The following is an 18,309-nucleotide window of genomic DNA, read 5'->3' on the forward strand; positions in this document are numbered from 1 at the left end:
TGGCTTGCCGCTCCTACAACCAATCAACTGTCTGGCCCAAATGCTAAAAGAGGGCACGAAGCCCGTGCCCTCCAGCGCGGCGCCTGCTTCAGTTTTTCTTGCCCTGCACACTCGAAGCCCACTGCTCACTGCGATTGTGCCCACTGGTCCTCAACAACCCCAGGTCGAGTGCATTTTCCCCATCCGCCGCCCCCTTGCCCTTGGCTAGCTCGGCCACCGCCGTGCCCAGGTCCACCGGTGAGTTGGACGCATCGATCGACACATCCCGGCGATAGTCGTTACCGCTCAGTGTTTCCCGGGTAACCGAGTTGGCGTCGAGCACCACATCGCCTTTGGCCGACTGCAAGCGTGCCCCCACCAGGTGAGCGTTGCCACCAACCTGCAGGTCGATACCGTCGCTGCCTTTGAGCGTGGTCTGCTGGCCTACGCTGTCGCGCTGCGCGTGCGACACGTCGAGGCTGAAGGTGGGCGAGAGCCCCGGGTCTGCCTTGCTCAGGGCGGAGCCAGCTTTTTCATTCACCTTGCTCCCCAGCGGCCCTGCCACCGAAGTGGCCGCGTTGACGTAGCCTCGCGGGTTTTTCTCCTGGCTCAGCCGGGCATCGCCTTTCACGCTCAGGGTATTGACGTTGTCCTTGCGGCTGGCGATGCGCAGGTCGCCGTCGATCACTCCATCGATACGCCCCGTCTCCAGGGTGACGCCTTCGAGGCGGGTATCGCCACGGCTTTGCAGGTCGATGCGCTCGGCGCGCAGGTCGCTGGCGTTCCAGGTGAGGTTGTCGCGCTTGTCGAGCTCCACCTTGAGGCGTCCATGCAGGCCGCGGGTGTCGACCGCGCCCTTGGCCATGTCGAAGCCGGCCCCGGCGGTGATGTCGAGGTTGTCACGTCGCTCCTGGCTGGAGGACGCTTCCACCAGCATGCCGCCATTCGATGCGTCGAGGGTTATCTGTTCGGCCGAGGCCTGCAGGCCCTCAAGGTGCAGGGCGATATCCTCGCGGGCGCTGCTGCCCAGGGTCACTGTGCCGTTGCTGGCGAACAGGGCATTCACCGCCTGGCGTGCCTCCTCGTCCTGCTTGCCGTGGCTGAAGTGGCCGCCGATGGCACCGCCCTTGGTGTTGCCAGCCTTGACCGCCAGCTCCACGCCGCCGCCCATCTTGGCACCGGTAGCGTTCTGGGTGTCGCTGGCCGCCTTGACCTGCAGCCGACCGCCGCTTTGCAGTTGAATGTCGCCGGTCTTTGCCTCACGGCTGCCAATGCGGGTGCCTTCGAGCAACAGGTCGCCGTCACTGCTCAGCTGTACCTGGCCCTTGGCGTCGATCTGCGCCACCTGGGCCTTGCGCTGTGTGCTCTGGTTCTGGCCGTGGTCGAGGTAGCCCCGGCCATCGACGCCGGTGCTGCCCGGGCGGTTGCCGACCTTGGCCCAGGCATTGCCGTCGAGCTGGCGTGACTGCTGTTCGGTCTGGTCGTTTACCTGTGGCAATGTCAGCGAACCGGCACTGCTGATGACCACGCTGCCTTCACCGCCATCGATGCGCGTCCCTTCATAATGGCCAGAGCTGCCCAGTTGCACCTGGATGCCCTGTTGCCCATACAGGCTGCCGGGTACGGCGCTGCTGGTGCTGTCCTTCTTGTCCAGCGAGCCGCCTTTGCCGGCGGCGCGTGCATTCAGGTCTTCACCGGTGCTGGTGTCCAGGCGCACATCGCCGCCGTAGGCCAGGCGTTGCACGGTATTTTCCTGGGTGTTCTCGGCCGCCTGCATCTGGTGTTGTCGGGCCTCGATCTGCAGCTTGCCGGCGTTGGCGCGCCAGGCGGTGCCCTGGTCAGTGATGTTGTCGGCCTTGACTTCGACCTTGGCCCCGGACAACTCGCTCACCTGGGCAAAGCCGCGGCGCTGGTTTTCCAGGCGCTTGAGGTGTTCCACGGTCATGTCGGCGCCAACGCTGGGCGGCGCCATGGCGTCTTCGGGGGAGGCTTGCTGGAAGCGCGCGGCTTCTTCGCCCAGCACCAGGCGTTCGATGGGGCGGGTAAGGTCGCGGTACTCGACACTGGCGCCGAGGCTGCCCGACCAGTCGTCACGGCTTTGTTCACGTTCCTCGGTATCCTGCACCGCGCGGTTGTCGATGCGTTTTGCCGTCACCTGCAGGGGGTTGCCGGCCTTGACGCGTGCGGCCTCTGTGACCAGTTCATCGCCATTCAGCTTCAGGTCGCCGCTGGCCTGCAATGTGCTGCGTTGCACCTTGCTGTCGCGTTCGGTCTGCACCTGGCGGTTGTGATGGCCTTCGAACAAGCTGCCCAGCCGGTCGATGCCGCCGGTCACCGTCAGGCCGCCGCCACTGTTGGTGGTGCTGGTGGTTTTGTCGCGGTCGTTGCGGGTTGCCCCCAGGGTCACCTTTTGGGCCTGCACATCGAGGTCGCCTGCGGCAGCCTTCACCGTGGAACCGTTGACTTGCAGGTGAGCCCCGCTGCCAAGGCTCACCGAAGCGCCCTCCAGCTCACTGGCGACCTGGCTGGTGGTGTGCTGCTTGCTGCTGGTGGTGGCGACGTCATAGGCAATGCCGGCCGAATACTGGCGGGACTCGGGCTTGCCATCCTCGGCCTCCTGGGTCTGCTTGGCGCTGGCGGTGAAACCACGTTGCTGGTTGCGGGTTTCGCGCTCGTCAACCGCTTGCGCGCTGGTAATCAGCAGGTCGCCCTTGGCCTCTACCTGCAGGTGCCCGCCCGCTGCGACCTTGGCGCCCTGAATGCGCATTTCCTCGGCGCTGGCCAGGCGCAGATTGGTGGCCGAGCTGACGTCGCTGGTAAGTACCTGTTGCGTACGCTCGGTGTTCTCGCGGTCGCTGCCAATCAGGCCGAACAGCTTGCTGTCGCTGGTCCGGTCGGTGGAGGTGGTGCGGCCATGGTCGGCTTCGATGGCCAGTGCACCTTTTGTGCTGTAGAGCACCGCGTCCTCCTTGCCGTGCACGGTACTGCCCTTGATGGCCACCTGGTCAGCTACCACGGCCAGCTTGCCATCCGCCGTGACACTGCTGCCGGCAACGGCCTGGCCTTCGCTGTCGTTACCCTTGCGGTCGCCAAAGAAGGTGCCGGATACCAGGTCGCCGCGATAGTCGCGCCGGGTACCGCGCTCCTGCAGGGCGGTGGTACCGATGGTTGCCTCCTTGGCTTCGATCGCCATGTCGCCGCGGCTGTGCAGGCTGCTGCCCTTCACATCGACGGTATTCTTGGCCTTCAGCGTCATGCGCTGGGCCTGGAGCGCACTGCCTTGCGCGGTTTCCTTGTACTGGTCGGTATCGCTGTCACCGCGCCACAAGTCCTTGCGGTGGCGAACCTGCTCTTCGGTGTGCTGGCTGTCGATGCCGGCAGCGATGGCCAGGTTGGCGCCGCTGTCGAGGGTCAGCTCATTGCCAGCATCCACCTTGGCAGCCACCAGGCGCATGTCGTCAGCGGATTGCAGCAGCACGCCGTCCTTGCCTTGCAAGCTGCTGCCCTGTTGCTGCTGCTGGGTGGTGGTGGTTTCGCGGTTGTAGGTTTCGCGGGTGACGAACAGGAACTTCTTGTTCCAGCTGTCGCTGTCGCGCTCGATGTTCTCGCGGGTCGTGGCGTCCAGCGTGAGCTTCTTGCCGGCCTTGGCCTCGATTCGTCGAGCTTGCCCATCGACGGTTTCGAGTGTCAGGTCATCGGCAGCAGTCAGCCGCAGATCGCCCTGTTCGCTGTGCAGTTCGACGGGGTTGTCGGCCTTGCCGCTGACTTGCAGGGCGCCGGCCGACTGGATGTCGACCCCGTCGATACCCAGCAGCTGCGATGCCCCCACACGCACACCGGCACCTTCTGCGGTGCTCACCACGCGAATGCGCCCGGCGCGCATGGCGCCGAACAGGCTGGCATCGATGCTGGACGGGGTGCCGGGCAGGTGTTCGACAATTTCGCCGCTGGTGCTGTCGATGCGGTTGCGACCGACGGTGATATCGATGGAGTTGCGCGCCATCAGCAGACCTTTGCCGTCCACGCGCGGGGCGATCAGATCGAGGGCGCCGTTGGGGTTGCGCTGGCCGCCCTCAAGCACTTGCAGGGTACCGCTGGCGTTCAGCGTGTCGAGGTACTTGAGTTGCTGGCCTTCGAACTCAGGAGTACCCACCACGAAGCCGGCGCGTGTGGTGTTGATGAAACTGCCGCCGTTGAGGGTGATGCCGTTGGGGTTGGCCAGGATGTAGTCGGCCGGGCGGCCGAAGATTTCCTGCGGCCCTTCGATCAGCGAGGCGTTGCGGCTGACCACTTCGTTGAGGATGGTCGAGGCGGCCTGGCCCTGGAATTGCGGGTTGGCCGCCAGGGCACCGGCCAGCTCCGACTGCCCGGCCTGGGTGGCATTGTTCAGCACCACCCCGGAGCGGTCGACGTTGTAGTCGAGGAACTGGTTGTGCGACAGCCCTTTGCCGTTTGGCGCGACAATATCGATGACCGGGACGCCGTGGCCGTCGTTGATGACCGGTGTGCCGCCGGGGCCGCTGGTTGCTGTCAGGCCGCCCTGGGCCAGTGCGGCGCCGGGCCCGAGCAGGGCGAGGAAGATGGCCCAGCGCAAGGTATCTGGGCGGGAAGACGACTGCGAGAGTGTTTGCATGTTCTCGTTCTCTTTGTTGTGGGTGAATCAGATGTTCAGGGCCAGTTCCACTACCCAGAAGCCGGGTTCCAGCAGCGGACGGGGCAGGTCGCTGGCGTACAGCGCGCGTTGGTAGCCCAGGCGCAGGAGGCTGCCGGGCAGGCTCAGTTCGGCACCGGCGGTGGCCCCGGCAAGGCGTTGTGAAGGCTTGCCTTCGGCAGTGCGGGTCCAGCCGAGGTCCAGGCCGATGTAGGGGCGTACTTGCAGGGGAGCGGTCCAGCCCTCCGGCAGCGGCTGACTGACGGTGTTGCGCCAGGCGGCGCTGCTGGCACCGGAGTAGGTACGCAGGCGAAACCCGCGCACGGCCGAATCGTCGCTGACCAGCAACTGCTCGACGGCGGGTAGTGGGTCACTGCTGAATTGCAGAGCCAGCTCGCTCTGCCAGCGCCATGGGTGGCTGGCCGGGCCCTGGCGCAGATGCAGCAGGTTGGAGCGGTACTTGCGAAAATCCGGGCGCAGGCGTTCCGCTCCCAGCGGTGAGCGGTCAGCGCCGAAGGCGTCGATACCCTGGGCGACACCGAGGTAGCCATTCCACAGGCCTCCCTGGAGCCAAAGCAGGTTGATACCCGCCTCCACGGAGACCAGGGTGGGGCTCTGCTGGACGATCACCGCGCCAGCGCTGCGGTTGACCATTTGCTTGCGGTCCAGCCGGGCGCTGGCGCTGAGCATGCCTTGCTGGTTGCGCCACAGTACCCGCTCGACGCTCACGCCCTGGTAGCTGCTGCTGCCGTCGGTTACCTGGCGGCTGTGTGGGAGCGGCGCCTCGTAACGCAGTTCGCTGGCGCTGAGCGCAAAGGTCCAGGCACCGTAGGGGATGCTGTAGTACAGCGAGATGCCTTGGCTTTGCCCGGGCGCATCGAGCACCGTGCCGTTCAGCGACAGGCGCAGGTCATCATTGAGGCCCAGTGGGCTGTCCAGGCCGAAGCCGAGGTTCAGGCGATGACGCCCGGTCAGGTCGCTGCCGCGGTTGTCGAAGCGGCTGTCCAGGTGCCCGCGCGAGGCCACCTTGCGCGGCTGCACGACAACCCGGGTGCCGCCCTGCAGTTCGCCGGGCAGCAATTCTGCGGACAGGTCATAAGCGCGCAGGCGATTGAGCTGGTCGAGGCCTTGCTCCAGGGCTGGCAGGTACAGTGGCTGCCCGAGCAGGCCGGGAAAGGCGCCGGGGAGGGACAGGGGCAATTCGGGGCCGGCCATTTCGATGGACTCGACGAACCCCTCGACGATGACCAGGTTCAGCGGTGCGCCGTCTTGTGGCGGTTGCTGCAGGTAAGGCCGGCTGGTGGGGTATCCGGCTTGTACATAGCGCTGGGTGATGGCTTTCAGCAGCCCGTTGATTTCCGCAATGCCCATGCACGGGGTAATGAACCTGCGAAGGGTTGGCGTTAGCGCCGAGTCGGAAAGCTTGCGGTTGCCGGCCACGCGTACGCCGGTGATGGCCCAGCAGCGCTGGTCGTGCGGGAGGGGGGCGGTGGTGTCGTGGCTTTCAGCCGGGGCGGGCTGGCGCTGCCAGCGTTCCAGCCGCTGTTGCTGTTCCAGCTGTTGCAGCCCGCGCTGCTGATCGCGCAGTTGCTGGCTGGCGGGGTCGTCGGCCAGCGCCTGGGGCGCGGCCAGCAAACCGGACAGGCAGCAGGTGAGCGCCCAGCAGGTGGCGCGGTGAATGTGGAACGGCATTGAAGCACCCCGCAAATGATGTACGGATTTCGTACTCGTCTGCGTGGATGCTAAAAACTAAGGGGTTCGCCTGGATGCAGTACCCGGCCTAAGCGCTTGTAAGGCGCGTTCTTGCCTGGAGGTGGGAAGCTTCCTACAGCATCAGTTGAAAGGCCCGCTATCAGGGCCGAATTTCGATCAACGTGCCATCCCGCACCAGGTCCCACACTTCCTGCATGTCGCGGTTACGCATGGCAATACAGCCGTCCGTCCAGTCCAGGGTGTGGAAGTACCACTCCGGATACTCGTCGTTGATCGGCGTGCCATGGATCATGATCATGCTGCCGGCGCTCACCCCTTCGCGGGTGGCACGGGCGGCATCGGTGATGTTCGGGTAATTGATGTGCATGGCCAGGTTGAAGCGGTCGCTCTGCTTGCGCCAGTCCAGCCAGTACAGGCCCTCGGGGGTTTTCTTGTCGCCTTCGCGCTCCTTGGCGCCTTTTGGCTGCTTGCCCAGCGAGATACGGTAGGTTTTCAGCGGTTCGCCACGGCTGATCAGCTGCAGGCGGCGCTCGGACTTGATCACCAGTACCTTGTCGATCAGCGGTTGCATGGCCTGCTGCGAAGGCGATGGGGTTTGCGCTGCCGGCTGGGGCTTGCGGATGATGGTCTCGGTGAAGGCCGCCTGGGACACCGAGGTAACGCAAAGGCAGAAAAGGGCAAGCAACCAGCGCATGTAACGGTATCCCTGAAGGCTTCTAGGTAATGGGCGAGACGTTCATCGGCGGCAGGTATTCATGGCCTATGGGGTAGTGCTGCCCGATGCGATCGCGATAGTAGCATTCTAGTGTGCGAGTGACGGTGCGGAAAGCCAGCTCGCCCCACGGTATCTCATGTTCCTCGAACAGCCGCACCTCCAGGCTTTCGACACCGACCGCGAAATCAAGGTCCGCCAGTTCGGCGCGGAAGAACACGTGCACCTGGTTGATGTGTGGCAAGTCGAACAGCTGGTACAGGTTCATGCTGCCGACCCGGGCGCAGGCCTCCTCGACGGTTTCGCGACGGGCGGCCTGGTCCAGGGTTTCGCCGTTTTCCATGAAACCGGCAGGCAAGGTCCAGAAACCGCGGCGTGGCTCGATGGCGCGCCGGCACAGCAGCACCTGGCTGCCCCAGGTCGGCAACACGCCGGCGACGATGTTGGGGTTCTGGTAGTGGATGGCCTGGCAAGACTCGCAGACATACCGCAGGCGGCTGTCGCCCTCGGGGATCCGCTGAGTGACCGGCTGGCCGCACGCGCTGCAGAATTTCATGTGTTGTTCCTTTTGCTCTGGGCTATCTTGGCGCGCCGGCCGTGCTGCCGCAAGCGCACGGGGCTTGGGTGCTTCGCGCCTTTGGTGCATCATGCAAGGCAGGCCTTGGATACGAGCGTGCGCAATGCTGGACGAGCTACTTCGCCGAATGAGCAACCACCAACCCGCATCACTGGAAACCGACCGGCGGTTCCCCGAAGCGGCGGTCCTCTTGCCCATTACCCGCAGCGAAGCGCCCGAACTGGTCCTGACCCTGCGCGCCAAGGGCCTGTCCACCCACGGCGGCGAAGTGGCTTTTCCTGGTGGCCGCCGCGACCCGGAAGACCCGGACCTGGTGTTCACCGCGCTGCGTGAAGCCGAAGAAGAAATCGGCCTGCCGCCAGGCCTGGTGGAAGTGATCGGCCCACTCAGCCCGCTGATTTCGCTGCACGGCCTGAAAGTGACGCCATTCGTCGGGCTTATCCCCGATTTTGTCGAATACCGTGCCAATGATGCCGAGATCGCGGCAGTATTCACCGTGCCGCTGGAATTCTTCCGCCAGGACCCGCGCGACCATACCCACCGTATCGATTACCAGGGGCGCAGCTGGTATGTGCCCAGCTATCGCTATGGCGAATACAAGATCTGGGGGTTGTCGGCGATCATGATCGTCGAACTGGTCAACCTGCTGTTCGATGCCGGCATCAGCCTGCACCAACCCCCTGAGCGTTACATCGAAAACTGAGCGGGGCCAACCCCGTCGTCTGCGTTGCAGCCTGAGGAGCAAGCATGAAATACCGCCTGGGCGACCTGCGGGTCGAGAGCCACCCTACCAGTTGGGCCGCACCCAACGCCACGCTGATCGGCAATGTTCGCCTGCAGGCCGATGCCAGCGTGTGGTTTGGCGCGGTGCTGCGCGGGGACAACGAGCTGATCGACATTGGTGAGGGCAGCAATGTGCAGGATGGCACGGTGATGCACACCGACATGGGCTCGCCGCTGACCTTGGGCAAGGGCGTGACCGTTGGCCACAACGCCATGCTGCATGGTTGCACGGTGGGCGACTACAGCCTGGTAGGTATCAATGCAGTGATCCTCAATGGAGCGCGCATCGGCAAGCATTGCATCATCGGCGCCAATGCGCTGATTGCAGAGGGCAAGGAGATCCCTGACGGTTCGCTGGTGATGGGCTCGCCGGGCAAGGTGGTGCGCGAGCTGACCGAACAGCAGAAGCGCATGCTCGAAGCCAGTGCCGCGCATTACGTGCACAATGCCCAGCGTTATGCACGGGAGTTGGTGGTTGACGATGAGTGATGTGGTGGAGCGGCCGGTGGCCTCGCCGTGCGTGAGTATCTGTGCGCTGGACGAGCAGGATATCTGCACCGGTTGCCAGCGTACCGTGGCGGAAATCAGCCGCTGGGGGCGGATGGACAACGACGAGCGCCGGGCGGTGCTCAAACTTTGCCATGAAAGGGCAGTAGAGGCCGGCCTCATCCTGTAGGGCTGACTCGCCCCCCCTGTGGGAGCGGGTTCACCCGCGAACACCGGCGCAGCCGGTGCCATCCACCGTGTTGGATTCTTCGCGGGTGAACCCGCTCCCACAGGCTGCGCGTAGCCCTCGAACCTGATGCTGTACCTTTGAGAGCGGGTTTACCCGCGAACCAGCCAGCGGTAATCTGTGCGGCTTGCCCACAGACTACCCGCCATGTTCTATCTGATTGCCTACATCAGCAGCGTAGTGCTGATCAACTACGCCTTCTCCAGCGCGCCACACCTGGACATCATCTGGTCCGCCTGGGGCGGCCTGGTGTTCATCCTGCGCGACATGGTGCAGACCCGCTTCGGCCATGGCGCCCTGGTCGCCATGCTGGCAGCACTGGTGCTGTCCTATGTCACCTCGGAGCCGGCCATCGCCCTGGCCAGCGCCACCGCGTTCTTCATTTCCGAACTGATCGACTGGCTGGTGTTCAGCATCACCCGCCGGCCGCTGCGCGACCGCTTGTGGCTGAGTTCGGCGCTGAGCATCCCGGTGGATACCTTCATCTTCTTCGGCATGATCGGCGCCCTGACCCCAGCCGTGATCGGCACCGCCATGGCCTCGAAATTCGCCGGTGTCACCGCCGTGTGGCTGGCCATGGCATTTCGCGCCCGGCGGGCCGCCGTGGCGGGTTGATGGTGTAGAATAGCGGTCCTTTTTCAGCGGGCGGCGCCAAGCCTGGTGCGGCCCCGGACGCCTTCGAGGACCTGAAATGACCCGTATCGGAACCCCCTTGTCGCCCACCGCGACCCGTGTACTGCTCTGCGGCTGTGGCGAGCTGGGCAAGGAAGTGGTGATCGAGCTGCAGCGCCTGGGCGTCGAAGTGATCGCCGTCGATCGCTACGCCAATGCCCCGGCAATGCAGGTGGCGCACCGCAGCCACGTGGTCAACATGCTCGATGGCGTGGCCCTGCGCGCGGTGATCGAGGCCGAGAAGCCGCACTACATCGTCCCTGAAATCGAAGCCATCGCCACCGCCACCTTGGTCGAGCTGGAAAACGAAGGCTTCAACGTGGTGCCGACCGCCCGCGCCACCCAGCTCACCATGAACCGTGAAGGCATCCGCCGCCTGGCCGCCGAAGAACTGGACCTGCCAACCTCGCCGTACCACTTCGCCGACACCTACGAAGACTACGCCAAGGCCGTGGCCGATGTTGGCTACCCATGCGTGGTCAAACCGGTGATGAGCTCGTCGGGCAAGGGCCAGAGCCTGCTGCGCAGCGATGCCGACCTGCAGAAGTCGTGGGACTACGCCCAGGAAGGCGGCCGCGCCGGCAAAGGCCGGGTCATCGTCGAAGGCTTCATCGACTTCGAATACGAAATTACCCTGCTGACCGTGCGCCATGTCGGCGGCACCACCTTCCTCGAGCCTGTCGGCCACCGCCAGGAGAAGGGCGACTACCAGGAATCGTGGCAGCCGCAGGCCATGAGCCCGAAGGCGCTGGCCGAGTCGCAGCGGGTGGCCAAGGCAGTCACCGATGCCCTGGGCGGTCGTGGCCTGTTTGGCGTGGAACTGTTCGTGAAGGGCGACCAGGTGTGGTTCAGCGAAGTCTCGCCACGCCCGCATGACACCGGCCTGGTGACCCTGATTTCCCAGGACCTGTCGCAGTTTGCCCTGCATGCCCGGGCCATTCTTGGCCTGCCGATTCCGGTAGTGCGCCAGTTCGGCCCTTCGGCTTCGGCGGTGATCTTGCCCGAGGGGCAGTCGCAGCAGACCAGCTTTGCCAACCTGGGTGCGGCGCTGAGCGAGCCGGATACTGCCATTCGCCTGTTCGGCAAGCCGGAAATCAACGGTACCCGCCGCATGGGCGTGTGCCTGGCGCGTGACGAGTCGGTCGAAGCGGCGCGCGCCAAGGCGACCCGTGCTTCGCAGGCGGTCAAGGTCGAGTTCTGATCCGGGATCGTAAGGGGCCGCGTTGCGGCCCTTTCGCCGGCAAGCCAGCTCCCACAGGAACTCCACAAGGCTTGAGGGCTGTGGAGGCTTTGTGGGAGCTGGCTTGCCGGCGATGGGCTGCAAAGCAGCCCCTGCTTTCTCAAAGTTCGGTATTGCGGGTCTCTTTCAAGCACAGCACGGCAATCAAGCTGATCACCGCCGCCACCGACACATAACCCCCCACCCAGCTCAACCCACCCATGCTCACCAGCTTCTGGGCAAAGAACGGTGCCGCCGAGGCGCCGACGATGCCGCCCAGGTTATACGCCGCCGAAGCGCCGGTATAACGCACGTGGGTCGGGAACAGTTCAGGCAGCAGTGCCCCCATCGGCGCAAAGGTCACGCCCATCAGGAACAGTTCGATGGCCAGGAACAGCGCCACACCTGCGGTCGACCCCGAAGTCAGCAGCGGCTCCATGGTAAAGCCCGAGGCCACTGCCAGCAGGCCGCCGACGATCAGCACCGGTTTGCGCCCGTAGCGGTCGCTGAGCCAGGCCGACAGTGGTGTGGCCAGGGCCATGAACACCACCGCGAAGCACAGCAGGCCAAGGAACGTCTCGCGGCTGTAGCCCAGCGTGGTCACGCCATAGCTCAACGAGAACACGGTGGAGATGTAGAACAGCGCGTAGCACACCACCATCGCCGCTGCGCCCAGCAGGGTCGGCAGCCAGTATCTGGAAAACAGGTCGACCACCGGCATTTTCACCCGCTCGTGGCGGGCGACGGCCTTGGCGAACACCGGGCTTTCTTCAAGCTTCAGGCGCACATACAGGCCCACCAGTACCAGCGCGGCGCTGAGCAGGAACGGAATGCGCCAGCCCCACTCGCGGAACTGCTCGTCGCTGAGCACCAGGGCCAGGGTCAGGAACAGGCCGTTGGCAGCCAAAAAGCCGATCGACGGGCCCAGCTGCGGGAACATGCCGAACCAGGCGCGCTTGCCTTCGGGCGCGTTCTCGGTGGCCAGCAAGGCCGCGCCACCCCATTCGCCACCCAGGCCCAGGCCTTGGCCAAAGCGCAGCAGGCAGAGAATGATCGGCGCCCATACACCAATGCTGTCGTAGCCCGGCAGCACGCCGATGGCCGTGGTGGACACGCCCATCAGTAGCAGCGAGGCGACCAGGGTCGACTTGCGGCCGATACGGTCGCCAAAGTGGCCGAACAGTGCCGAGCCCAGCGGGCGCGCCAGGAAGGCGATACCGAAGGTGAGGAAGGCCGCCAGCATCTGCGCGGTGCCTGACCCGGACGGGAAGAACACCGGGCCGATCACCAGGGCGGCGGCAGTGGCGTAGACGTAGAAATCGTAGAACTCGATGGCGGTGCCGATGAAGCTGGCGGTGGCTACCCGCGCGGGCGAGTTGACCGGTGCGGCAGGCGCTTCGGCATAGGTGCTGCTGGTTGTCATTGAATAGGTCCCTGACAGTCTGGTCCGGCTCCATTGGGATAAGCCCCGCGGCGTGCAATGCAAAAGGGCAGGCACGGTGGCGCGGGCGCCGGAGCGTTTTGTTGTTGTGTGCGCCCGACTGACGATAGCCCAAGGGGGATAGGGGCGGGGCGGGCACTGTTCGGGGTGTTGAAGCAGGACCGCAGGGCGTGTCAGTGGAGCGGACTGGCCGTGGAGCGCCGGGTGCGGGTAGCAGGCGGGACGGCGGGGCTGGGTAAGCGTGACCCGAGTATAGCTATCGGGTCACGGTCCACACCAGTACCTTGCTGGCACAATTGTCCTCTGTTTCGAGGATTTCCAGGCGATAGCGGCCGATCTTCAGGCAAACGGCGCTTTCCGGGATGCTTTCCAGCGCTTCGGTGACCAGCCCGTTGAGGGTCTTCGGCCCGCCGTCGCAGGGCAGGTGCCAGCCCAGGCTGCGGTTGATCTCGCGCAGCGAAGCGGTGCCGTCGATGACGAAGGTGCCATCGGGCTGCGGGTGCACGTGAGGGTTGTCCAGGCTGTGTTCATCCTCGAACTCGCCAACGATCTCCTCGAGGATGTCTTCCAGGGTGACGATGCCCAGCACTTCGCCGTACTCGTCCACCACCACGCCCATGCGGCGCTGCTGTTTGTGGAAGTTCAGCAGCTGCATTTGCAGGGGCGTGCTCTCGGGCACGAAATAGGGCTCGTAGCAGGCGCCGAGCAGCATCTCCAAGGTCAGCTCGGCCTTGGGCAGCAGGTGGCTGATCAGCTTGGTATTGAGGATTGCTTCAACCTGGTTGATGTCGCTGTGGTACACCGGCAGGCGGGTGTGGCGGCTGACGATCAGTTGCTCGATGATGCGCTCGATCGGCTCGTCGAGGCTGATGCCGTCCACTTCGTTGCGCGGTACCAGGATGTCGTTGACGGTCATCTTGTCCAGTGACTGCAGGCCGTCGAGCAGGCCGTGGCGCGGTGCTTCGTGTTCCTCATCCTCGTCGAACTCATCGGCTTCCTGCGGGTGCAGGGCCACGGCCGTGGGTTGCACGCGGAACGGACGCAGGATCAGCTTGGCAATGCCATCCAGCAGGTAGGCCAGCGGTTGCAGCAGGGCGAGGGGGACCTTCAGCAGGCTGGTGCCGAGGCTGACGAACGCCTGCGGGTTGCGCCGGGCCAGGCGCCGCGGCAGGTAATCGGCAAACACCAGCAGGACGAGGGTGGCGGCCAACCCGGCCAGCCAGAAGCCGTGCTCGCCGCTATGGCGCTGGCCAACCAGGCAGGCCAGGCCCAGCACCAGCAGCTTGCCCAGGCTGGCGCACAGCACCAGGGCCTGGGCCGGCAGCACGGGCTGGCCGTCCTCGCCGGTGCGCAGTGCGCCATTGAGTTGCAGGCGGGCGGCATCCACCGCGGTGAACAGCGCCGACCACAACAGCGCCAGTGCCAGGGTGCCGAATAGCGGTGCGTACGGCAGGGTATCCATGGGCGGCCGTCAGATATGCAGGATGAATTCGCGAACCAGCTTGCTGCCGAAATAGGCCAGCATCAGCAGGCAGAAACCGGCCAGCGTCCAGCGGATGGCCTTGTGGCCACGCCAGCCCAGGCGGGTGCGGCCCCACAGCAGCACGCTGAACACCACCCAGGCGACACAGGCCAGCAGGGTCTTGTGTGCCAGGTGCTGGGCGAACAGGTTGTCGAGGAACAGCCAGCCGGAGATCAGCGACAGCGACAGCAGGCACCAGCCGGCCCAGAGGAAGCCGAACAGCAGGCTTTCCATGGTTTGCAGCGGCGGGAAGTTGCGGATCAGCCCGGACGGGTGCTTGTTCTTCAGCTGGCGGTCCTGCAGCAGCAACAGCAGTGCCTGGAACACCGCGATGGTGAACAGCCCGTAGGCCAGGATCGACAGCAGGATATGCGCGAGGATGCCCGGCTCTTCGTTGACCAGCGGCACCGTGCCGGGGGGCGCGAACTGGGCCAGCAGCGCGGTCACCGCGCCCAGCGGGAACAGCAGCACCAGCAGGTTTTCCACGGGTATGCGCAAGCAGGCCAGCAGAGTCAGGGCGATGACCGCCACGGCGATCAGGCTGGCGGCACTGAAGAAGTCCAGGCTCAGGCCCAGCGGGGTGATCAGCTGGAAGAACAGCGCACCGGCCTGGGCGAGTACCGCGAAGGCACCCAGCAGGGCAAGCAGGCGCTTGTCGGCCTTGCGGTTCTGGGCAAGGTAAGAGCCCTGGTAGATTGCCGCAGCTATATATAGGCCGGCGGCGATCAGGTTGGGGATGAGGCTGGGTGAGGAGAACATAAGTCCTGGTTGGCGAGCCTTAAAGAGACGGAGTTTGGCATAGATCGCGCTGGTCTAGGAAGACTGGCAGACCGCGGTGCGGCATTCGCGGGTGAACCCGCTCCCACAGGTACGGCGCCGGTTTCGAATGTGGTGCAGACCCTGTGGGAGCGGGTTCACCCGCGAAGAGGCCGGCACAGCCACCGAATATCTACCAGGCCGCCAGCAAGGTGTGCGCCGCCGCCGCACTTCGCTATAATCGCCGCCTTGCTGTGCCCGGCGGGTATGCATTCCCCCCTGGGCGCCTGACAAACCTCGGCTTTTACTGGGCCTGAAAGGATCACCATGTTCGAAAACCTGACCGACCGCCTGTCACAGACGCTGCGCCATGTCACCGGCAAGGCCAAGCTGACCGAAGACAACATCAAGGACACGCTGCGCGAAGTGCGCATGGCCCTGCTCGAGGCCGACGTTGCCCTGCCGGTGGTCAAGGATTTCGTCAACAGCGTCAAGGACCGTGCAGTCGGCACCGAAGTATCGCGCAGCCTGACCCCGGGCCAGGCGTTCGTGAAGATCGTCCAGGCCGAACTGGAAAGCCTGATGGGCGCGGCCAACGAAGACCTCGCGCTGAACGCCGCCCCGCCCGCCGTGGTGCTGATGGCCGGCCTGCAGGGCGCCGGTAAGACCACCACCGCCGGCAAGCTGGCGCGCTTCCTCAAGGAGCGCAAGAAAAAGAGCGTGATGGTGGTGTCCGCCGACGTCTACCGCCCGGCAGCGATCAAGCAGCTGGAAACCCTGGCCAACGACATCGGCGTCACCTTCTTCCCGTCCGACATCAGCCAGAAGCCGGTGGCCATCGCCGAAGCGGCCATCCGCGAAGCCAAGCTGAAGTTCATCGACGTGGTCATCGTCGACACCGCCGGCCGTCTGCACATCGACGCCGACATGATGGACGAGATCAAGGCGCTGCATGCCGCGGTCAAGCCGATCGAGACCCTGTTCGTGGTCGACGCCATGACCGGTCAGGACGCCGCCAACACCGCCAAGGCCTTTGGCGAGGCGCTGCCGCTGACCGGCGTGGTGCTGACCAAGGTCGACGGTGACGCCCGTGGCGGTGCCGCGCTGTCGGTGCGTGCCATCACCGGCAAGCCGATCAAGTTCATCGGTATGGGCGAGAAGACCGAAGCCCTCGAACCGTTCCACCCCGACCGCGTCGCCTCGCGCATCCTCGGCATGGGTGACGTGCTCAGCCTGATCGAGCAGGCCGAGCAGAACATCGACAAGGCCAAGGCCGACAAGCTGGCCAAGAAGCTGAAGAAGGGCAAGGGCTTCGACCTCGAAGACTTCCGCGACCAGCTGCAGCAGATGAAGAACATGGGCGGCCTCGGTGGCCTGATGGACAAGCTGCCGAGCATCGGCGGGGTCAACCTGTCGCAGATGGGCAACGCCCAGGGCGCCGCCGAGAAGCAGTTCAAGCAGATGGAAGCGATCATCAACTCCATGACCCCGGCCGAGCGCCGTGATCCGGAGCTGATCAGCGGCTCGCGCAAGCGCCGTATCGCCATCGGTTCCGGCACCCAGGTGCAGGACGTCGGCCGCCTGATCAAGCAGCACAAGCAAATGCAGAAGATGATGAAGAAATTCTCCGCCAAGGGCGGCATGGCCAAGATGATGCGCGGCCTTGGCGGGATGCTGCCGGGCGGCGGCATGCCGAAGCTGTAACCCCTATTCCGGGGGCCTGCCGTTTGTCCGGCAGGCGCCCAGAACCCCCGCTGTGGCGGGGCAATGGCCGCGGATTTCGCGGCTCAACCGGCAGATCTGGACGGCAGGGCAGGGCCTTGCCGAAAAAGTCATTTGCAAATGTCCGTGTATTCCCCGAGAATATGCGGCCTTTTGGGCACCCGTGTGCCTATTTGGCATTCAGATTTGCAGTACCAGCTGCTGTATCAACTGCAGCACCGACTATAGGAACGATGTTCACATGGTAACCATTCGTCTGGCCCGTGGCGGCTCGAAAAAGCGCCCATTCTACCACCTGACCGTGACCAACTCGCGTAACGCCCGTGACGGCCGTTTCGTTGAGCGCGTAGGTTTCTTCAACCCGATCGCTGCTGGCGCCGAAGTCAAGCTGTCGGTCAACCAAGAGCGCGTCAACTACTGGCTGAGCCAGGGTGCACAGCCGTCTGAGCGCGTTGCTCAGCTGCTGAAGGACGCTGCCAAGGCTGCTGCCTGAGTAGTATGAACGCGACGCCAGAAAAGGCTGACGACCTCATCGTCGTTGGCAAGATTTTTTCGGTTCACGGCGTTCGCGGCGAGGTGAAGGTGTATTCCTTTACCGATCCGATTGAAAACCTGTTGGATTATCCGCGCTGGACGCTTCGGCACGAAGGCAAGGTAAAGCAGGTCGAGCTGGTCAACGGTCGTGGCTCCCAGAAGGGCCTGGTCGTGAAACTGAAAGGCCTCGATGATCGTGATGAAGCCCGTCTTCTGAGCGGTTACGAAATCTGCATTCCGCGGAGCCTTTTGCCCAACCTGGCTGCTGACGAGTACTACTGGTACCAGTTGGTGGGCCTGAAGGTCATCAACCAGGACGAACAACTGTTCGGCAAGGTCGATCACCTGTTGGAGACCGGTGCGAACGATGTAATGGTGGTCAAGCCCTGCGCAGGCAGCCTGGATGATCGCGAGCGTCTGTTGCCCTATACGGCGCAATGCGTGCTCGACATCGACCTGGAAGCAGGCGTGATGCGGGTTGAATGGGACGCGGACTTCTAAACGATGGGTAACCTTCGCGTAGACGTCATCACGTTGTTCCCCGAGATGTTCTCGGCCATCACGGAGTACGGCATTACCAGCCGCGCGGTGAAACAGGGGTTGCTTCAGGTGACTTGCTGGAACCCGCGGGACTACACCACAGATCGTCACCACACGGTGGATGATCGGCCGTTTGGCGGTGGTCCGGGCATGGTGATGAAAATCAAGCCTCTGGAAGACGCCCTGGTTAGCGCCAGGCAAGCGACCGGAGCAGCGGCGAAGGTGATCTACCTTTCGCCACAAGGCCGCAAGCTGACTCAGCAGGCGGTCAAGGGCCTGGCCGAACAGGAATCGTTGATCCTGATCGCCGGTCGTTATGAAGGCATCGACGAGCGCTTTATCGAGGCTCATGTCGATGAGGAGTGGTCGATTGGCGACTATGTGCTTTCCGGTGGCGAGCTGCCGGCCATGGTACTGATCGATGCGGTTACACGGCTGCTGCCCGGAGCTTTAGGGCATGTGGATTCGGCGGAAGAAGATTCCTTCACCGACGGTCTGCTCGATTGCCCGCACTACACCCGGCCTGAGGTGTATGCGGATCAGCGTGTTCCCGACGTGTTGCTAAGTGGCAACCATGCACACATCCGGCGTTGGAGAATGAAGCAGTCCCTTGGTAGGACCTTCGAACGACGCGCCGATCTTCTGGAAAGTCGCTCGCTTTCTGGAGAAGAGAAGAAGCTGCTCGAGGAATATCTCCGCGAGCGGGACGATAGTTAAACGTATCGATGGTGGATCACGTATCCATCTTAGGAGCA

16 protein-coding genes are annotated in these 18,309 nt (G+C 64.3%); 9 read left to right on the plus strand and 7 right to left on the minus strand.

The genetic code is table 11. The annotated features are described in order from the left end of the window. Nucleotides 1–88: 88 nt before the first annotated feature. The 4 genes from RYH74_RS04610 to RYH74_RS04625 all read right to left on the minus strand — a co-directional run bounded on the left by RYH74_RS04610 (nucleotide 89) and on the right by RYH74_RS04625 (nucleotide 7,611). Nucleotides 89–4,612, minus strand: a complete 4,524-nt coding sequence (locus RYH74_RS04610; RefSeq protein ID WP_286101136.1) for a hemagglutinin repeat-containing protein — start codon at nucleotides 4,610–4,612, stop codon at nucleotides 89–91. Nucleotides 4,613–4,639: 27 nt separating this feature from the next. Beyond that, nucleotides 4,640–6,322: a ShlB/FhaC/HecB family hemolysin secretion/activation protein gene (locus tag RYH74_RS04615; RefSeq protein ID WP_084785058.1), complete on the minus strand. Its 1,683-nt coding sequence runs from the start codon at nucleotides 6,320–6,322 to the stop codon at nucleotides 4,640–4,642. A 160-nt stretch (nucleotides 6,323–6,482) separates the two neighbouring features. Continuing rightward, complete coding sequence (locus tag RYH74_RS04620; protein ID WP_025337906.1) at nucleotides 6,483–7,037, minus strand: murein L,D-transpeptidase family protein; 555 nt, start codon at nucleotides 7,035–7,037, stop codon at nucleotides 6,483–6,485. A 22-nt stretch (nucleotides 7,038–7,059) separates the two neighbouring features. Beyond that, nucleotides 7,060–7,611 (minus strand): NUDIX hydrolase, encoded by a 552-nt coding sequence (locus RYH74_RS04625; protein ID WP_286101137.1) that lies wholly within the window; start codon nucleotides 7,609–7,611, stop codon nucleotides 7,060–7,062. Between the two features lie 124 nt (nucleotides 7,612–7,735). Here RYH74_RS04625 and RYH74_RS04630 point away from each other — a divergent pair, with 124 nt between their 5' ends. The 5 genes from RYH74_RS04630 to purT all read left to right on the plus strand — a co-directional run bounded on the left by RYH74_RS04630 (nucleotide 7,736) and on the right by purT (nucleotide 11,021). Beyond that, nucleotides 7,736–8,335 (plus strand): CoA pyrophosphatase, encoded by a 600-nt coding sequence (locus RYH74_RS04630; protein WP_003252125.1) that lies wholly within the window; start codon nucleotides 7,736–7,738, stop codon nucleotides 8,333–8,335. 44 nt (nucleotides 8,336–8,379) lie between these two features. Beyond that, nucleotides 8,380–8,904: a gamma carbonic anhydrase family protein gene (locus tag RYH74_RS04635; protein ID WP_060483639.1), complete on the plus strand. Its 525-nt coding sequence runs from the start codon at nucleotides 8,380–8,382 to the stop codon at nucleotides 8,902–8,904. After that, nucleotides 8,897–9,091: a DUF1289 domain-containing protein gene (locus tag RYH74_RS04640; RefSeq protein ID WP_084785059.1), complete on the plus strand. Its 195-nt coding sequence runs from the start codon at nucleotides 8,897–8,899 to the stop codon at nucleotides 9,089–9,091. The genes RYH74_RS04635 and RYH74_RS04640 overlap by 8 nt, the downstream gene beginning before the upstream one ends. Before the next feature lie 204 nt (nucleotides 9,092–9,295). Further along, on the plus strand, nucleotides 9,296–9,763 hold the full coding sequence (locus RYH74_RS04645; protein ID WP_003252131.1) for a VUT family protein: 468 nt from the start codon (nucleotides 9,296–9,298) through the stop codon (nucleotides 9,761–9,763). Between the two features lie 76 nt (nucleotides 9,764–9,839). Continuing rightward, nucleotides 9,840–11,021, plus strand: coding sequence for a formate-dependent phosphoribosylglycinamide formyltransferase (gene purT / locus RYH74_RS04650; RefSeq protein WP_025337909.1), 1,182 nt, complete (start codon nucleotides 9,840–9,842; stop codon nucleotides 11,019–11,021). A gap of 139 nt (nucleotides 11,022–11,160) precedes the next feature. On the opposite strand, the gene RYH74_RS04655 is transcribed toward purT, so the two are convergent. The 3 genes from RYH74_RS04655 to RYH74_RS04665 form a co-directional block, all read right to left on the minus strand. Continuing rightward, nucleotides 11,161–12,462 carry an MFS transporter gene (locus RYH74_RS04655; RefSeq protein WP_025337910.1) on the minus strand — a complete coding sequence of 434 codons (1,302 nt, stop codon included), beginning with the start codon at nucleotides 12,460–12,462 and terminating at the stop codon, nucleotides 11,161–11,163. Between the two features lie 274 nt (nucleotides 12,463–12,736). Next, complete coding sequence (locus RYH74_RS04660; RefSeq protein WP_075043942.1) at nucleotides 12,737–13,942, minus strand: transporter associated domain-containing protein; 1,206 nt, start codon at nucleotides 13,940–13,942, stop codon at nucleotides 12,737–12,739. 9 nt (nucleotides 13,943–13,951) lie between these two features. Further along, a complete protein-coding gene (locus tag RYH74_RS04665; protein WP_025337912.1) occupies nucleotides 13,952–14,761 on the minus strand; it encodes an inner membrane protein YpjD in 810 nt (269 codons plus the stop codon). Between the two features lie 324 nt (nucleotides 14,762–15,085). Here RYH74_RS04665 and ffh point away from each other — a divergent pair, with 324 nt between their 5' ends. From ffh to trmD, 4 genes are all read left to right on the plus strand, one after another. Continuing rightward, nucleotides 15,086–16,462, plus strand: a complete 1,377-nt coding sequence (ffh, locus tag RYH74_RS04670) for a signal recognition particle protein (RefSeq protein WP_013971189.1) — start codon at nucleotides 15,086–15,088, stop codon at nucleotides 16,460–16,462. Between the two features lie 259 nt (nucleotides 16,463–16,721). Then, nucleotides 16,722–16,973: a 30S ribosomal protein S16 gene (gene rpsP, locus RYH74_RS04675; protein WP_003259424.1), complete on the plus strand. Its 252-nt coding sequence runs from the start codon at nucleotides 16,722–16,724 to the stop codon at nucleotides 16,971–16,973. Nucleotides 16,974–16,978: 5 nt separating this feature from the next. Continuing rightward, complete coding sequence (rimM, locus tag RYH74_RS04680; RefSeq protein WP_025337913.1) at nucleotides 16,979–17,515, plus strand: ribosome maturation factor RimM; 537 nt, start codon at nucleotides 16,979–16,981, stop codon at nucleotides 17,513–17,515. 3 nt (nucleotides 17,516–17,518) lie between these two features. Continuing rightward, nucleotides 17,519–18,271 (plus strand): tRNA (guanosine(37)-N1)-methyltransferase TrmD, encoded by a 753-nt coding sequence (gene trmD, locus RYH74_RS04685; RefSeq protein WP_003252146.1) that lies wholly within the window; start codon nucleotides 17,519–17,521, stop codon nucleotides 18,269–18,271. Nucleotides 18,272–18,309: the final 38 nt, after the last annotated feature.

Source organism: Pseudomonas sp. LSJ-87 (assembly GCF_032971465.1).
Taxonomy (GTDB): domain Bacteria; phylum Pseudomonadota; class Gammaproteobacteria; order Pseudomonadales; family Pseudomonadaceae; genus Aquipseudomonas; species Aquipseudomonas putida_Z.

What these genes read in the sequence shown, in the direction of transcription:
- RYH74_RS04610 (WP_286101136.1), bottom strand. Translation starts at nt 4,612, where the DNA reads ATGCAAACACTCTCGCAGTCGTCTTCCCGCCCAGATACCTTGCGCTGG.
- RYH74_RS04615 (WP_084785058.1), bottom strand. Translation starts at nt 6,322, where the DNA reads ATGCCGTTCCACATTCACCGCGCCACCTGCTGGGCGCTCACCTGCTGC.
- RYH74_RS04620 (WP_025337906.1), bottom strand. Translation starts at nt 7,037, where the DNA reads ATGCGCTGGTTGCTTGCCCTTTTCTGCCTTTGCGTTACCTCGGTGTCC.
- RYH74_RS04625 (WP_286101137.1), bottom strand. Translation starts at nt 7,611, where the DNA reads ATGAAATTCTGCAGCGCGTGCGGCCAGCCGGTCACTCAGCGGATCCCC.
- RYH74_RS04630 (WP_003252125.1), top strand. Translation starts at nt 7,736, where the DNA reads ATGCTGGACGAGCTACTTCGCCGAATGAGCAACCACCAACCCGCATCA.
- RYH74_RS04635 (WP_060483639.1), top strand. Translation starts at nt 8,380, where the DNA reads ATGAAATACCGCCTGGGCGACCTGCGGGTCGAGAGCCACCCTACCAGT.
- RYH74_RS04640 (WP_084785059.1), top strand. Translation starts at nt 8,897, where the DNA reads ATGAGTGATGTGGTGGAGCGGCCGGTGGCCTCGCCGTGCGTGAGTATC.
- RYH74_RS04645 (WP_003252131.1), top strand. Translation starts at nt 9,296, where the DNA reads ATGTTCTATCTGATTGCCTACATCAGCAGCGTAGTGCTGATCAACTAC.
- purT (WP_025337909.1), top strand. Translation starts at nt 9,840, where the DNA reads ATGACCCGTATCGGAACCCCCTTGTCGCCCACCGCGACCCGTGTACTG.
- RYH74_RS04655 (WP_025337910.1), bottom strand. Translation starts at nt 12,462, where the DNA reads ATGACAACCAGCAGCACCTATGCCGAAGCGCCTGCCGCACCGGTCAAC.
- RYH74_RS04660 (WP_075043942.1), bottom strand. Translation starts at nt 13,942, where the DNA reads ATGGATACCCTGCCGTACGCACCGCTATTCGGCACCCTGGCACTGGCG.
- RYH74_RS04665 (WP_025337912.1), bottom strand. Translation starts at nt 14,761, where the DNA reads ATGTTCTCCTCACCCAGCCTCATCCCCAACCTGATCGCCGCCGGCCTA.
- ffh (WP_013971189.1), top strand. Translation starts at nt 15,086, where the DNA reads ATGTTCGAAAACCTGACCGACCGCCTGTCACAGACGCTGCGCCATGTC.
- rpsP (WP_003259424.1), top strand. Translation starts at nt 16,722, where the DNA reads ATGGTAACCATTCGTCTGGCCCGTGGCGGCTCGAAAAAGCGCCCATTC.
- rimM (WP_025337913.1), top strand. Translation starts at nt 16,979, where the DNA reads ATGAACGCGACGCCAGAAAAGGCTGACGACCTCATCGTCGTTGGCAAG.
- trmD (WP_003252146.1), top strand. Translation starts at nt 17,519, where the DNA reads ATGGGTAACCTTCGCGTAGACGTCATCACGTTGTTCCCCGAGATGTTC.